We start from the raw sequence: 12,506 nt of genomic DNA on the forward strand, positions 1-12,506 counted from the left end.
GCCCGTCAACCACCGGATCGGAGGCACGGATGCAGTTGGGCACACGCTGGAACGTGGGCGGGGAGCCGCCTGCGCGACTGCCCGAGACGATGGTCGTCGCCGTGCGCGGGGTCGAGGACGAGCTCGCGGCGGAGTCCGTCGACACGGCGACGTGGGGCTGGACCCTGACCTTCCTGGAGGGCAAGCCGATCGTCGAGCTCGACGACGGCACCTCGATCCACCTCGACGCGCTCGGGCACGCCCAGGTGACGAACCCCGACGACGCGGGCGAAGAGGGCTAGCGCGCGGCGCGCGCTGCGCGGTTTGGTTCGCTTGGAGTGCAGAAATGGTCGGGTCCCCGTTGGGGACCCGACCATTCCTACTCACGATGCGGGCGCCCCCGCCGGGGAGCGCCCGCGTGATCGCCGAGGGATCAGGACTCGGCGAGCCAGGTGCCGAGGACCTCGTTCACCTCGGCGGTGTGCGTGGTGAGCAGGCCGTGCGGGGCGCCCTCGATCTCGACGTACTTCGCCGCGGGCAGTGCCTGGGTGAAGCGTCGGCCGGTGGCGTCGATGGGCAGGATGTTGTCCGACGTGCCGTGCACGATCAGGGCGGGGACGGTGACCTTCGGGATGTCCTGGCGGAAGTCGGTCGGCCAGGTCAGGGGTGCAGCCGCGGACGCGATGGAGCCGGAGCCGGCCGCGATGTTCCAGGCGTTGCGGAACTGCTCCTCGGAGATGCGGGTGCCGAGGTTCTCCGACAGGTTGAAGAAGTCCTGGTAGAAGTTCGTGAAGTACGCGTAGCGGTCCTTCGCCACGTCGGCGGCGATGCCCTCGAAGAACGACATCGGGCCGGCACCGTCGGGGTTGTCGTCGGTGATGGCGAGGAACGGCTCGAGCGAGGCGAGGAACGCGACCTTCGCGATCCGGTCCTCACCGTGGCGGCCGATGTAGCGGGCGATCTCGCCGGTGCCCATCGAGAAGCCGACGAGGATCACGTCGCGCAGGTCGAGGGTCGTCAGGACCGTGTGCAGGTCGTCGGCGAAGGTGTCGTAGTCGTAGCCGGTGGACGGCTGCGAGGACTGGCCAAAGCCGCGGCGGTCGTACGTGATGACGCGGTAGCCGGCCTCGAGGAGCATCGGGACCTGCCCCTCCCACGAGTTGCCGTCGAGGGGGAAGCCGTGGATCAGCACGATCGGCTGCCCCTGGCCCTTGTCCTCGTAGTGGAGTTCGATGTCGACGCTGTTCTCGGTTCCGACGGTGATGGCACCCATGATCGTTCCTTCCCTGAGTATCGCGGAGAACGATCGTTCTCCGCCGATGTGGACTACAGTAGAGAACGCCCGTTCCCGGCGCAAGTCGAGAACGGTGAACACTCAGGGAACGGGGTACACACATGGCCACCAGCACCGTCGAGCCGGACGTCCGAGCACACATCGTCGAGGTCGCGGACCAGCTGTTCTACACGCGCGGGATCCAGTCCGTGGGGATGGACGAGATCCGCACGGGCGCAGGGGTCTCCCTCAAGAAGCTGTACGCGGCGTTCCCCGGCAAGGAGCAGCTCATCGCCGCGGTGCTCGCCGGCCGCCACGACATGTGGGAGCAGGGTGTGCACGGCGCGGTCGAGGCTGCGGCCAGCCCGCGCGACAAGCTCCTGGCGGTCTACGACTTCCTCGAGTCGTGGTTCGGCGACGACACGTTCCGCGGCTGCGGGTTCATCAACGCGTTCGGCGAGCTCGGCGCGACCTCGCCCGCGGTCGCCGAGATCGCGCGCGAGCACAAGGACTCATTCCAGCAGTTCGTGCAGCGGCTCACCGCCGAGGTCGTCGCCGACCCCGAGCACGCCGAGGAACTCGCCGCACAGCTCGCACTGCTCGCCGAGGGCGCGCAGACCACCGCGGCCATCGCCGGCACCACGGCTCCCGCCGCGCACGCGCGCCGTGCCGCGGTGACCCTGATCGACGCCGCGATGCGCTGACACGCGACGCGGGGCGGACGGGAGGCCCGTGGCGGCGGCGCCACGGGCCTCCCGTCCGCCCGCTGGTCGCGCCGGGCACGGGTGCGCTCGCCGGGCCGTTCCGGGCGTACCTGGTCGTTCCGGGTGCGGGTGCGCCCGCCGGGCCGTTCCGGGCGTACCTGGTCGTTCCGGGCGTACCGGGTCGGTTCTTTCGACCAGGTACGCCCGATTCCGCTTCCCAGTCCGGGTGTCATGGGAAGGAACGGACTCCAGCACCCGTGCATAGGGTGGGCAGATGGCAACCCCGTTCGACGTCCCGAGCACCCTCCCCTACGCCCTGCCGCCCTTCGGCGACGTGCGACTCGAGCACTACCGACCGGCGTTCGAGGCCGGCATGGCCGAGCAGCGCGCCGAGGTCGAGGCCATCGCCACCGACCCGCACGCCCCGACGGTCGAGAACACCCTGGTCGCACTCGAGCGATCCGGGCAGCTGCTGACCCGCGTCAGCCACGTGTTCTTCACGCTGTCGTCGGCAGACTCGACCCCGGAGCTGCACGACCTCGAGGCCGAGGTCTCCCCGCTCCTCGCCGCCCACCGCGACGCGATCACGCTCGACTCCCGCCTGTACGCCCGCGTGCAGGAGGTGCGGAGCGGTGCGGAGGCCGCCGGGCTGACCGGTGAGGCGCTGCGCCTGGTCGAGCGGACCCACGCCGAGATGACCTTGGCGGGCGCCGGCCTCGACGACGCGGGCAAGGAGCGCCTGACCGCGATCAACCAGGAGCTCTCGACCCTCACAACGACCTTCGAGCGGAACCTGCTCGAGGACACCAACGACTCCGCCGTGCACGTGACGAACGAAGACGAGCTCGAAGGGCTCGACGACGGGGCGAAGTCCGCCGCGGCCGCCGCTGCCGCGGACCGAGGCCTGGACGGCTGGCTCATCACGCTGCCGCTCTACACCGGACACCCGTGGCTGTCGTCACTGGCGAACCGTGACCTGCGCGAGCGGATCATGCGTGCCTCGCTCGCCCGCGGTCGTCGCGGCAACGAGTACGACAACCGCGACGTGCTGCTCCGCATCGTCCGGCTCCGCGCCGAGCGCGCCGAGCTGCTCGGGTTCCCGAACCACGCCGCCGTGGTCACCGCCGACGAGACGGCGAAGACCCCCGAGGCCGTCGACGGGCTGCTGTCCTCGCTCGTCGGCGCCGCGGCACGGAACGCTGACGACGAGCGTGCGGTCCGGTCGCGCACGGTCGGGTTCGACATCGAGTCGTGGGACTGGGCGTACGCCACCGAGATCCTGCGCGGCGAGCAGTTCGCCGCGGACAGCACCGCGCTCCGCCCGTACTTCGAGGCCGACCGGGTCCTGCACGACGGGGTCTTCCACGCCGCCGGCGCCCTGTACGGTCTGACCTTCACCGAGCGCCCGGACCTGCACGGCTACAACGACGAGGTCCGGGTGTTCGAGGTCACCGGCGACGACGGCGAGCCGGTGGGGCTGTACCTGCTCGACCTCTACACGCGTGACGGCAAGCGCGGCGGCGCGTGGATGAACCCGGTCGTCGAGCAGTCCGAACTGCTCGGCACCCTGCCCGTCGTGGTCAACAACCTCAACGTCGCGAAGCCGTCCGCCGGCTCCCCCACCCTGCTCATCCAGGACGAGGTCGAGACGCTCTTCCACGAGTTCGGCCACGCCCTGCACGGCCTCATCGCCCGCACCACCTACCCGCGGTTCTCCGGCACGAACGTCGAGCGGGACTTCGTCGAGTTCCCGAGCCAGGTGAACGAGATGTGGCTGTCGTGGCCGTCCGTGCTGGCGAACTACGCGAAGCACCACGAGACCGGAGCGCCCCTGCCGCCCGAGCTCGTCCTGGGGCTCAGCGAGTCCGAGGGGTTCAACGAGGGCTTCGGCACGACCGAGTACCTCGCCGCCGCACTGCTCGACCAGGCGTGGCACCGGCTCTCGGCAGCCGACGCCGCAGCGGTGACGTCCGTCGAGGACTTCGAGCGTTCGGCGTTGGAGTCCGCCGGCATCGCCGTCGAGGCCGTGCCGCCGCGCTACTCGTCGACGTACTTCGCGCACACGTTCTCGGGCGGGTACGACGCCGGGTACTACGGGTACATCTGGTCCGAGGTGCTCGACGCCGACACCGTGGAGTGGTTCCGCGACAACGGCGGGCTGGACCGTGCGGCTGGTCGACGCTTCGCGGAACGCCTGCTCGGGGTCGGCGGGGCGAAGGACCCGCTCGAGGCGTACCGGGACTTCCGCGGCCGCGACGCCGAGGTCGGCCCGCTGCTGCGGCGCCGCGGGCTGGAGTAGGCGCGGCGGCGCCACCGCGGCCGCAGGCGCCGGCCGGGGCCGCGGGACTGGGGCCGGGGGCCGGGGGCCGGGGGCCGCGGCGGCGGCGGCGGCGGCGGCGGCGGCGCGGGCACCGTACGCACAACCAAAGTCACCCCGAACCGCGCAACCGCGTTGTTCGGGGTGACTTTGGTTGTGCGCAGCGCTCCCGCGCCGGACGGCACGGCACGGCACCGCACGAACGACGAAGGCCCGCACCGATCACGGTGCGGGCCTTCACGCTGAAGACGACGAAGCGGGCTACGCCGACTTCTCGACGCGCTTGGCCCGGGGCCGCGGCACGATCGTCGGCGCCGCGTTCTCGAGCACGGACTCGCGGGTGATCACCACGCGGGCGACGTCGTCGTCGGACGGGACGTCGAACATCACCGGGCCGAGGACCTCTTCGAGGATCGCCCGGAGCCCACGGGCACCCGTCTGGCGCAGCACCGCGAGGTCGGCGATGGCCTCGAGCGCACCCTGGTCGAACTCGAGCTCGACGCCGTCGATCTGGAACATCCGCTGGTACTGCTTCACCAGCGCGTTCTTCGGCTCGGTCAGGATCTGCATGAGCGCCGCCTGGTCGAGCTGCGACACCGTGGTGACGACGGGCAGACGACCGATGAACTCTGGGATCAGACCGAACTTGTGCAGGTCTTCCGGCAGCACCTCGGAGTACAGGTCCTGGTGGTCGGTCGCGCTGTGCAGGGGTGCTCCGAAGCCGATCCCGCGCTTGCCGACGCGCGAGGACACGATGTCCTCGAGCCCGGCGAACGCACCCGCCACGATGAACAGCACGTTCGTCGTGTCGATCTGGATGAACTCCTGGTGCGGGTGCTTGCGGCCGCCCTGCGGCGGGACCGAGGCGACCGTGCCCTCGAGGATCTTGAGCAGCGCCTGCTGCACGCCTTCGCCCGAGACGTCGCGGGTGATCGACGGGTTCTCGGCCTTGCGGGCGATCTTGTCGACCTCGTCGATGTAGATGATGCCGGTCTCGGCGCGCTTCACGTCGTAGTCGGCGGCCTGGATGAGCTTGAGGAGGATGTTCTCGACGTCCTCGCCGACGTAGCCGGCCTCGGTCAGGGCGGTGGCGTCCGCGACGGCGAACGGCACGTTGAGACGCTTGGCCAGCGTCTGCGCCAGGTACGTCTTGCCGCAGCCGGTCGGGCCGATGAGCAGGATGTTCGACTTGGCGATCTCGATGTCGTCGCGGTCTTCGGCGGCGGTGATCTGCCCCTGCGCCCGGATGCGCTTGTAGTGGTTGTAGACGGCCACGGCGAGGGCGCGCTTCGCCGGGTCCTGCCCGATGACGTACTCCTGCAGGAAGTCGAAGATCTCCCGCGGCTTGGGCAGTTCGAAGTCCCCGCTCGAGGTGTCCTCGCCGGCTTCGGCCAGACGTTCCTCGATGATCTCGTTGCAGAGCTCGACGCACTCGTCGCAGATGTAGACGCCCGGTCCGGCGATGAGCTGCTGGACCTGCTTCTGGCTCTTGCCGCAGAACGAGCACTTGAGGAGATCGCCGCTCTCTCCGATGCGTGCCATTCCCGTGCCTCCCTGATTGGACATGCCGGCCGCGCTGTCGCACCACCGCTGGTGCACCGCTGCTGGTGGGCACCTCGTCGTGGACACGAGCCTAACCGCAACCGGTGACACCGACCGCGATGCCCCTCCGGAATCCGCCCGCGCGTTCGCCCAGGGCGTGCGAGCCTGCTACGGTGATCCGGACTTCTCTACATCTTGTAGAACAGCAGGTGCAGAACCACCCCGGAAGGAACCCCATGCAGAAGCGTCTCGCCGCCGGCGGCGCCGTCACCCTCGGTGTCGCAGCCGTCATCGTCCTCGGCAGCGCCACGGCGGCCAGCGCACACGTGTCCGCCACGGCCACGTCGACCGCAGCGAACTCGTACACCACGGCGACCTTCTCGGTCCCGCACGGCTGCGACGGCTCCCCCACGACGAAGATCCAGTTCCAGGTGCCGGAGTCCGTCATCGAGGTCACGCCGACCGTGAACCCGAACTGGACGATCACGAAGGCGACCGAGCCCTACACCGACCCGTCGGCCTCGGCATCGGCATCGGACGAGGACCACGCCGAGACGGCCGCCGAGCGCGTCACCAGCGTCACGTACACCGCGAAGACCCCCCTGCCCGCCGACGAGCGCGACACCTTCGCGCTCTCGTTCTCGCTGCCGGACGGCAAGGCCGGTGACCTGGTCGAGTTCCCCGCGATCCAGACCTGCGAGAAGGGCAGCGTCGAGTGGAACCAGGAGCAGAAGGCCGGCGAAGCCGAGCCCGAGCACCCGGCCCCCTCGATCACGCTGACCGCCGCCGAGGCGACGGACGACGACGGTGACCCCATCGCCGCGACCCCGTCGGCCGAGGCCGCCGGCACGACCGCGTCGAGCGACCCCGACCTGGTCGGCCGCTTCCTCGGCCTCGGCGGCCTGGTGCTCGGCGCCGTCGCCCTGGTCGTCGCCGTCGCCGGCACGCGTCGTCGGAGCTCCGCCAAGTGACACAGCGCGGCTCGCGTCGGCCCCGGCCTCGGTCCTCTGCCTGGAGGCTCGTGGCCGGGACCGCCGCGGCCGTCGCGATCGCCGGTGGCGCGGTCCTCGGGCTCGCCGGTCCGGCCAGCGCGCACAACTACCTGATCTCGTCCGACCCGGAGGTCGGCGGCACCCTGACCGAGCTGCCGAAGACGTTCGACATCACGACGAACGACAAGCTGCTCGACATCGGCGACTCGGGGTCGGGCTTCGCGTTCCGCATCGTCGGCCCCGACGGCAGGTACTACGAGGACGGCTGCGTCGACGTCGAGGGGCCGTCGATGACCACGACCGCCGCACTCGGCGACTCGGGCAAGTACACCGTCGAGTGGCAGATCGTCTCCGCCGACGGGCACACCGTCTCCGACGAGTACCCCTTCACCTGGAAGGCGCCGTCGGGCTTCACCCCGGCCTCGGGTGCGGCGAAGCCCCCGACCTGCGCCACCGCTGGTGACGACGACGCCGGCTCGGACACCACCACCGGCACCGCCTCGGGATCGAGCGACTCGGCGGCGTCCGACGCGATCTGGATCGGCGCCGGTGGCGTCGTGCTGGTCGGCGTGGTCGTCGCGGTGCTGCTGCTCCTGCGCCGCAAGCCGGCCCCGGAGTCCGACGACACCGAGGACTGACCACCGCGCAGCGACGAAGGCCCCGCACCGTTCGGTGCGGGGCCTTCGTCGTTCCTGCTGGTGCTACTTGACGAGCGCCGGCAGGTTCTTGCGGCTGGTGAGGACCTGGTCGATCAGGCCGTACTCCACGGCTTCCTGCGCGGACATGATCTTGTCGCGCTCGATGTCGTGGTTGATCTCCTCCGGCGTCTTGTTGGAGTGCTTCGACAGCGTCTCCTCGAGCCAGGTACGCATGCGGAGGATCTCCGCCGCCTGGATCTCGATGTCGGACGCCTGACCGCCACCCTGCTGGGTCGCGGGCTGGTGGATCAGCACACGGGCGTTCGGCAGCGCGAGGCGCTTGCCGGGGGTGCCACCGGCGAGCAGCACCGACGCGGCCGAGGCAGCCTGGCCGAGGCAGACCGTCTGGATCTGCGGACGGATGTACTGCATCGTGTCGTAGATCGCCGTCATCGCGGTGAACGAGCCACCGGGCGAGTTGATGTACATCACGATGTCGCGGTCGGGGTCCATCGACTCGAGCACGAGCAGCTGGGCCATGACGTCGTCAGCCGACGCGTCGTCGACCTGCACGCCGAGGAACACGATGCGGTCCTCGAACAGCTTGGCGTACGGGTCCTGGCGCTTGTAGCCGTAGGCCGTGCGCTCTTCGAAGCTCGGCAGGATGTACCGATTGGACGGAGCCGGGACGTTCTGCGCGCCACCGAGCATGGGGAGATGCATTCTCGTTTCCTTTTCTTCGGTGGTGATCAGGACTGGGCGTCGGGCTCGGCTGCGCTGGTGGGCGTCTCGCCGTCGCCGACGGTGCCACCACCGCCGATGACCTCGGCGCTCGAGGCGCGGAGGTGGTCGACGAAGCCGTACTCGAGCGCTTCCTGCGCCGTGAACCAGTTGTCGCGGTCGTTGTCCTTGAGGATCTGCTCGACCGACTTGCCGGTCTGCTCGGCCGTGAGCTCCGCCATGCGCTGCTTCATGTCGAGGATGACCTTGGCCTGCGTCTGGATGTCGGCAGCGGTGCCGCCGAAGCCACCGGACGGCTGGTGGAGCAGCACGCGCGCGTTCGGCGTGATGTAGCGCTTGCCGGGCGTGCCGGAGGACAGCAGGAACTGTCCCATCGACGCGGCGAGGCCGATACCCACGGTGACGATGTCGTTCGGGACGAACTGCATCGTGTCGTAGATCGCCATGCCGGCGGTGATCGAACCACCGGGCGAGTTGATGTAGAGGTAGATGTCCTTCTCAGGGTCCTCGGCGGCGAGCAGCAGCAGCTTGGCTGCGATCTCGTTCGAGTTGTCGTCGCGGACCTCGGAGCCGAGCCACACGATCCGGTCTCTCAGAAGGCGGTCAAAAACACTGGGGTTCAGTGTTGCTTCGGCCATGGAAAAGCTCCCGTTCAGTTGTCGCTTGTTGTCGAACTTATCGGGTGCAACGCACCAGTTCTCGTCTGTTCGCCGACAGCAATGCGGTGGTGCGGAAAACACGAGACGGGAGGCACGGTGCCAGCTGGCACCGTGCCTCCCGTCTTGCATGCTGGTGGCGTCGAGATCGTTACTCGGCGTCCCCTGCCGGCTCCTGCGCGACGCCCGCCGTGAAGGCGGACAGGTCGACTGCGTCGCCGTTGGTGTCCTTGACGGTCACCTTGGACAGGACGGTCGCGACCGCCTTCGAACGGGCGACCTCGCCGACCATGCCGGGGATCTGGCCGTTCTGGTCGATGACCTTGATGAACTCGGCCGGCTCCATGCCGTACTGCGCGGCGGCCTGGATGAGGTACTGGGTCAGTTCCTCCTGCGAGACCTGGATCTCTTCCTTCTCGGCGATCGCGTCGAGGAGGATCTGCGAGCGGAAGGCGGTCTCGCTGGACTCGGAGACCTCCTTGCGGTGCTCCTCGTCCTCGAGGCGGTTCTCCTGCTCGAGGTGACGGTGCACCTCGTCGGCGATGAGCTGCTCCGAGATCGGGATGTTGACGTCCTCGGTGAGCTTCTCGACGAGCTTGTCGCGAGCCGCGGCGCCCTGACCGAAGGTCTTGGACTTCGCGATCTGCTCCTTGAGGTCAGCCTTGAGCTCGTCGATGGTGTCGAACTGGCTGGCGATCTGGGCGAACTCGTCGTCGGCCTCGGGGAGCTCGCGCTCCTTGACGGCGGTGACGGTGACGGCGATCTGGGCGGTCTCGCCCTCGCGGTCGCCACCGACGAGCTTCGACTCGAAGGTCGTCGACTCACCGGCGGTCAGGGACTCGAGCGCCTCGTCGATGCCCTCGAGCAGGTCGCCGGAGCCGATCTCGTAGGAGACGCCGGTGGCCGAGTCGACCTCGTCGTCGCCGATGCTGGCGGTGAGGTCGATCTGCGCGAAGTCGCCGGTCTTCGCCGGACGGTCGACCGTCACGAGCGTGCCGAAGCGGGTGCGGAGGTTCTGCAGCTCCTCTTCGATCTCGTCGTCCGACACCTCGACGGCGTCGACGGTGAGCTCGTAGGAGGAGTAGTCCGGCAGGTCGAACTCGGGGCGGACGTCGACCTCGAAGGTGAGGACGAGGTCGCCGGTGAAGTCCGCGACGTTCGGCAGTTCGGCGACGTCGGCCTCGGCACGGCCGAGGATGCGCAGCTCCTGCTCTTCGACCGCCTGGCGGTAGAAGTTGTCGATGGCGTCACCGACGGCGTGGTTCAGGACCTCGCCGCGGCCGACGCGCTGGTCGACGATCGCCGGCGGGACCTTGCCCTTGCGGAAGCCGGGGATGTTGATCTGCTCGGCGATGTGCTTGTAGGCGTGGTCGATGCTCGGCTTGAGATCGTCCGGCGTCACGTTCACGGTGAGCTTGACGCGGGTGTCGCTCACCTTGTCGACGGTGCTGGTGGCCAAGGGATGTTCTCCTGTTGGTTGACGTTCGTGTGGTCGGTGGTGCTCGGAGGACCTGGTCGGGGCGACAGGATTTGAACCTGCGACCTCCCGCTCCCAAAGCGGGCGCTCTACCAAGCTGAGCTACGCCCCGTTGCTTCGTGCCAGGGATCAGCCGCGCACGCTGAGGGGCGCATGCGACCCCGGTGAGTCTAGCGGTCCGACGGCGCGCTGTTCCCGGGGGTTGCTCAGTCGTCCTCCGCGGCGCGTCGCAGACCCCGCCGCCACCGGATCCCGACGGCCACCTGGACCCCGAGTGCGGCCACCGCGAGCAGCAGTCCGACGGCGATCCGCCAGACGTGCAGCAGCGCGTGTGCGGGCTGCGACTGCGGGTCGCCGAACAGATCGGGGCGCAGGGACAGGACCGCGGCGGCGAGGACCACCAGCACATAGGAGACCACCCGCGACCAGCGGATGGTGCGCTCCGCACCGGCGTCCGGCTTCGGGATGACGCGCGTCGGCATGTCGGTGCTCGTTCGTCCGCTACGATGGTCGGGCTGCGCGTGGTGCGCAGGCGCGGGGATGTAGCTCAATGGTAGAGCCCCAGTCTTCCAAACTGGCTACGCGGGTTCGATTCCCGTCATCCCCTCCACAACCTTTCCGTCAGGGGTCGGCGAACCCCAGGGTGATCTCCGGGGAGTCGCCGAGATCCACCCGGGCACGCTTCCGCTCCGCCGCACGCAACGGCACGAGGTACCCGCCGTCCTTCGGGAACAGCGACGTCGTCCACGTCACCGAGCCGATCGTCACGCGCGCCGGGATCACACCCCACCCGTAGGTGAGCACCGGCGCGAGGTCAGCGATGACCTCGGCGGCGTCCGGCGGCACGACGGCGAAGAAGAACGGTGACGGGCCGCGCCACTCGATCACCTCGCCGCGGAACTCGAGCTCCATGCGGCGATCGTACGGCCGCGGACCTCGCACGGTGCGAGGGGCGCCGAACTTCGTGCGAGGTTCCGCACTCGGTGCGACGGGCGCGGGCTCGCACCGAGTGCGCAACCTCGCACCAGGCGAACCCTGGGCCCCGACCTCGCACCAGGCGAACCCTGGGCCCCGCCCTCGCACCACGCCGCGTGAGCCCGGACCAGCGGGACCCGGACGACGGACGCGCCCCGCGCCTCCAGGCCGGAGCCGGGGAGCACGGGGCGCGAGCCGCCGTCAGGACGGACGCGTCAGCGGTACGACGCGTCCTGTCCGTAGAGCACCTTCGTGAAGGAGGAGACGTAGGCGGACTCGTCGCCTCCCGGCAGGTTGTACGTCATGAAGACGCCGTACCCGTCGGCCTTCGTGCGCTGTGCGAGCGACACCGCGGTGGCCTGCGGGGTGTTCTGGATGTCGACCGCGGCGGCGGACAGCTTCGACTTCGGCAGGCCCGGGATCGTCGGCGCCGTGTAGGTGCCGTAGTACGGGTTCCAGGCGTAGTCGAGCTTGCCGCCGATCGACGGGTTCGCCGTCTTCAGGGCGTCGGACGACGGGCCGATGTCGTAGAACGAGATGATCTTGCCCGGCATGTCCGCCCGCAGGGCACTGATGAGCCAGCCGATGGACTGCTGGTTCGGCTGCGGGGTGCCGTTCACGCCGTAGTCGGAGTACTCGTCGTCCAGGTCGACGCCGTCGAGTCCGTACTTCTTGACCGTCGCCGAGACCTGCGCCGCGAAGTCCCGCGCCGCGGCCTTCGTCGGGAAGTTCGCGAGGCCGGCTCCCTGGTGGTTGCCGAGCACCGAGAGCGTGACCTTGATGCCCTTGGCCTGCAGCGGGCGGATCTGCGTGGCGGCCTGGTCGAGGGTCCGCTGCACGTTCTCGTTCTTGTACAGGACCGCCTTGCCGTCCTCGTAGTTGATGTTCGCGGCGAAGATGATCGCCACGTCGAACGCGTTCGCGCCGTTCGCCAACGTGTACCGACCGACGTTGGCGAGCTCGTCGTTGTTCACCTCGACGTAGGCGATGCTCGTCGGCCCCGACTTGGCGGGCGCAGCGTGGTGACCGTGACCGTGCCCACCGCCGTGGGACGCACCGTGCCCGTGCCCGTGGCTGGACCCGGACGAGGAGGGCGCCGCGGATGCTGCGGCGGGCACCAGTGGTGCCGCGAGCATGGCGACCAGTGCGGTCGCGATGCTGAACTTCGTGGACTGCTTCATGTGGTTCCTCCTTGGGTGGGACGGTCGGTCA

Annotated in this window: 13 protein-coding genes and 2 tRNA genes; 6 read left to right on the plus strand and 9 right to left on the minus strand. The window is 69.4% G+C overall.

The window, feature by feature from the left end; genetic code table 11:
• The first annotated feature begins 29 nt into the window (after positions 1–29).
• Positions 30–281 (plus strand): hypothetical protein, encoded by a 252-nt coding sequence (locus ABRP24_RS13690; protein WP_349847871.1) that lies wholly within the window; start codon positions 30–32, stop codon positions 279–281.
• A gap of 131 nt (positions 282–412) precedes the next feature.
• Here the strand turns inward: ABRP24_RS13690 and ABRP24_RS13695 are convergent, their stop codons facing one another.
• The gene (locus ABRP24_RS13695) at positions 413–1,252 is read right to left on the minus strand and encodes an alpha/beta hydrolase (protein ID WP_349847872.1); all 840 of its coding nucleotides are present in this window, start codon (positions 1,250–1,252) and stop codon (positions 413–415) included.
• Between the two features lie 122 nt (positions 1,253–1,374).
• Here ABRP24_RS13695 and ABRP24_RS13700 point away from each other — a divergent pair, with 122 nt between their 5' ends.
• Together ABRP24_RS13700 and ABRP24_RS13705 are read left to right on the plus strand one after the other, a co-directional pair.
• Positions 1,375–1,956: a TetR/AcrR family transcriptional regulator gene (locus ABRP24_RS13700; protein WP_027464700.1), complete on the plus strand. Its 582-nt coding sequence runs from the start codon at positions 1,375–1,377 to the stop codon at positions 1,954–1,956.
• A gap of 274 nt (positions 1,957–2,230) precedes the next feature.
• Positions 2,231–4,255: a M3 family metallopeptidase gene (locus tag ABRP24_RS13705; RefSeq protein ID WP_214521676.1), complete on the plus strand. Its 2,025-nt coding sequence runs from the start codon at positions 2,231–2,233 to the stop codon at positions 4,253–4,255.
• A gap of 279 nt (positions 4,256–4,534) precedes the next feature.
• Here the strand turns inward: ABRP24_RS13705 and clpX are convergent, their stop codons facing one another.
• Entirely contained in the window at positions 4,535–5,815 is a 1,281-nt protein-coding gene (gene clpX / locus ABRP24_RS13710; RefSeq protein WP_017886000.1) for an ATP-dependent Clp protease ATP-binding subunit ClpX, read from the minus strand.
• A 236-nt stretch (positions 5,816–6,051) separates the two neighbouring features.
• Here clpX and ABRP24_RS13715 point away from each other — a divergent pair, with 236 nt between their 5' ends.
• Complete coding sequence (locus ABRP24_RS13715) at positions 6,052–6,786, plus strand: YcnI family protein (RefSeq protein ID WP_301566805.1); 735 nt, start codon at positions 6,052–6,054, stop codon at positions 6,784–6,786.
• 50 nt (positions 6,787–6,836) lie between these two features.
• The gene (locus ABRP24_RS13720) at positions 6,837–7,445 is read left to right on the plus strand and encodes a copper resistance CopC family protein (RefSeq protein ID WP_176708406.1); all 609 of its coding nucleotides are present in this window, start codon (positions 6,837–6,839) and stop codon (positions 7,443–7,445) included.
• A 63-nt stretch (positions 7,446–7,508) separates the two neighbouring features.
• On the opposite strand, the gene ABRP24_RS13725 is transcribed toward ABRP24_RS13720, so the two are convergent.
• The 5 genes from ABRP24_RS13725 to ABRP24_RS13745 all read right to left on the minus strand — a co-directional run bounded on the left by ABRP24_RS13725 (position 7,509) and on the right by ABRP24_RS13745 (position 10,801).
• Positions 7,509–8,168: an ATP-dependent Clp protease proteolytic subunit gene (locus ABRP24_RS13725; protein WP_027464696.1), complete on the minus strand. Its 660-nt coding sequence runs from the start codon at positions 8,166–8,168 to the stop codon at positions 7,509–7,511.
• Positions 8,169–8,194: 26 nt separating this feature from the next.
• Complete coding sequence (locus ABRP24_RS13730) at positions 8,195–8,824, minus strand: ATP-dependent Clp protease proteolytic subunit (RefSeq protein WP_035807635.1); 630 nt, start codon at positions 8,822–8,824, stop codon at positions 8,195–8,197.
• Positions 8,825–8,993: 169 nt separating this feature from the next.
• A complete protein-coding gene (tig, locus tag ABRP24_RS13735) occupies positions 8,994–10,301 on the minus strand; it encodes a trigger factor (RefSeq protein ID WP_027464695.1) in 1,308 nt (435 codons plus the stop codon).
• Positions 10,302–10,354: 53 nt separating this feature from the next.
• Positions 10,355–10,431: transfer RNA gene (locus tag ABRP24_RS13740), tRNA-Pro, on the minus strand.
• A 94-nt stretch (positions 10,432–10,525) separates the two neighbouring features.
• A complete protein-coding gene (locus tag ABRP24_RS13745) occupies positions 10,526–10,801 on the minus strand; it encodes a hypothetical protein (RefSeq protein WP_349847873.1) in 276 nt (91 codons plus the stop codon).
• A 54-nt stretch (positions 10,802–10,855) separates the two neighbouring features.
• On the opposite strand from ABRP24_RS13745, the gene ABRP24_RS13750 reads away from it, so the two are divergent.
• Positions 10,856–10,929: transfer RNA gene (locus tag ABRP24_RS13750), tRNA-Gly, on the plus strand.
• A gap of 11 nt (positions 10,930–10,940) precedes the next feature.
• On the opposite strand, the gene ABRP24_RS13755 is transcribed toward ABRP24_RS13750, so the two are convergent.
• Together ABRP24_RS13755 and ABRP24_RS13760 are read right to left on the minus strand one after the other, a co-directional pair.
• Entirely contained in the window at positions 10,941–11,231 is a 291-nt protein-coding gene (locus tag ABRP24_RS13755; protein WP_349847874.1) for a DUF1905 domain-containing protein, read from the minus strand.
• 278 nt (positions 11,232–11,509) lie between these two features.
• Positions 11,510–12,475, minus strand: a complete 966-nt coding sequence (locus ABRP24_RS13760; RefSeq protein WP_349847875.1) for an endo-beta-N-acetylglucosaminidase H — start codon at positions 12,473–12,475, stop codon at positions 11,510–11,512.
• Between the last annotated feature and the right edge of the window lie 31 nt (positions 12,476–12,506).

Origin of the sequence: Curtobacterium sp. WHRI 8282 (assembly GCF_040223925.2) — a bacterium.
GTDB classification, from domain to species: Bacteria; Actinomycetota; Actinomycetes; order Actinomycetales; family Microbacteriaceae; genus Curtobacterium; species Curtobacterium flaccumfaciens.